The sequence below is a fragment of the Intrasporangium sp. genome, from assembly GCF_032907665.1.
Classification (GTDB): Bacteria; Actinomycetota; Actinomycetes; order Actinomycetales; family Dermatophilaceae; genus Intrasporangium.
This window is the reverse complement of the sequence record NZ_JAJJPG010000106.1, coordinates 10,532-12,448: the sequence shown is the minus strand read 5'-3', so window position 1 is coordinate 12,448 and position 1,917 is coordinate 10,532. Positions and strand designations below refer to the sequence as shown.

Here is a 1,917-nt window from a genome sequence, read left to right as displayed (position 1 = left end):
TCGACGTTCAAGGGCAACGACATCGAGCGGTTCTACCGCTACGGCCTCCTGGCCAACCCGGAGCTGCGCATCTACAAGCCGTGGCTCGACGCCGACTTCGTCAGCGAGCTCGGCGGACGGCAGGAGATGTCCGAGTGGCTCACCGCGCGCGACCTGCCCTATCGCGCCAGCGCCGAGAAGGCGTACTCGACCGACGCCAACATCTGGGGCGCCACCCACGAGGCCAAGACCCTGGAGTTCCTCGACGAGTCCATGGAGATCGTCGAGCCGATCATGGGCGTCCGGTTCTGGGACCCGTCCGTCGAGATCGAGACCGAGGACGTGTCGGTCCGCTGGGAGCAGGGCCGGCCCGTCGCGATCAACGGCGTCGACTACCCCGACCCCGTCGCCCTCGTCCTGGAGGCCAACCGCATCGGCGGACGCCACGGCCTCGGCATGAGCGACCAGATCGAGAACCGGATCATCGAGGCGAAGTCGCGCGGCATCTACGAGGCACCGGCCATGGCTCTGCTGCACCTCACCTACGAGCGGCTGCTCAACGCGATCCACAACGAGGACACCATCGCGAACTACCACGCCGAGGGACGTCGACTCGGTCGTCTCCTCTACGAGGGCCGGTGGCTCGACCCGCAGAGCCTCATGATCCGCGAGTCGCTCCAGCGCTGGGTGGCCTCGGCCGTGACCGGCGAGGTCGTCGTCCGTCTCAGGCGCGGCGACGACTGGTCGATCATCGACACGACGGGTCCGGCGTTCAGCTACCACCCGGAGAAGCTGTCGATGGAGCGCACCGAGGACGCGGCGTTCGGCCCGGTCGACCGGATCGGGCAGCTGACGATGCGCAACCTCGACATCGCCGACTCCCGCGCCAAGCTCGAGCAGTATGCCGCTCAAGGCCTCCTCGGCGCCCGCAACGCGGAGCTCGTCGGGGAGCTGGCACCCGGGGGTGCCGCGGCCATCTCGGCCAACCCAGCTGCATCCGACGTCGACACCCAGGACGACGCGCTCGACCGCGCAGCGATGGAGTTCGGCACCGACTGACGCCCATGGGCCGCACGTCCCCACGCGACCGGTGGCGCCCACCCAGGCAGCGGGACAAGGACCTGCCGCTGACGCGTGAGTGAAGGTCCACCGATCGGCGCGGCGCGGCGCGGCGCGGCGAATCAACCCGATATGGGCCGGTATGTTCTCGCGCGTGGATGCGATGACGGAGCACGAGCATGTCACCGGGCAGTACGAGCGTGAAGGCAACCTGGAGGTCCGTCGTGGGGTGTGGGGGCCCGGACCCGAGGGCGTCTCCCCCGTCGACGTGCTCCGCACCGCGGTCATCTCGGCCCGTCCCAGCGAGATCCTGGAGATCGGTTGCGGCACCGGGCAGTTCGCCCGATCCGTCATGGACGCCATGCCCGGCTGCGACTACCTGGCGACCGACCTGTCAGAGGCCATGGTCGAGGCGACTGGACGGCTCGGCGTGCCGGCCCGGCAGGCCGATGCGACGGCACTGCCCTTCATGGCTGAGACCTTCGACGGTGTTGTCGCTGCCTGGATGCTCTATCACGTGCCGGACGTGGACCGGGCCCTGAGAGAAGCGCGGCGGGTCCTGCGGCCGGGAGGCCAGCTCACGGTGGCGACCAACGGCGACGCCCACCTCGCGGAGCTGCTGGCCGAAGCGGGCGGCCGACCCCTCGTCACGCAGTTCTCCTCCGAGATTGCGGCAGAGACGCTGAGCCGCCACTTCGCGCACGTGACCCAGCGCGACATCGAGACGCGGGCGACGTTCCCGGACCACGCCTCGGCGGTCGCCTACCTGCGCACGTTCTCCGAAGACCTGGCGGCCGCCCTTCCGCCGTTCACGGGCCCGCGACAGTTCGCCGGCTTCACCTCGATCCTCACCGCACGGTGACCCAACCACGGTGACCC

General features: G+C 69.7%; 2 protein-coding genes. Both read left to right on the top strand.

Translation table 11 applies throughout. The annotated features are described in order from the left end of the window. Nucleotides 1-1,038, top strand: a 1,038-nt coding sequence (argG, locus tag LOY02_RS14450; RefSeq protein ID WP_317183062.1) for an argininosuccinate synthase, incomplete at its 5' end; no start/stop codon positions are given. Between the two features lie 163 nt (nt 1,039-1,201). Beyond that, on the top strand, nt 1,202-1,900 hold the full coding sequence (locus tag LOY02_RS14445) for a class I SAM-dependent methyltransferase (RefSeq protein WP_317183063.1): 699 nt from the start codon (nt 1,202-1,204) through the stop codon (nt 1,898-1,900). The last annotated feature ends 17 nt before the right edge of the window (nt 1,901-1,917 follow it).

Coding starts and splice junctions, on each gene's coding strand:
- LOY02_RS14445 (WP_317183063.1), top strand. CDS start 1,202: ATGACGGAGCACGAGCATGTCACCGGGCAGTACGAGCGTGAAGGCAAC.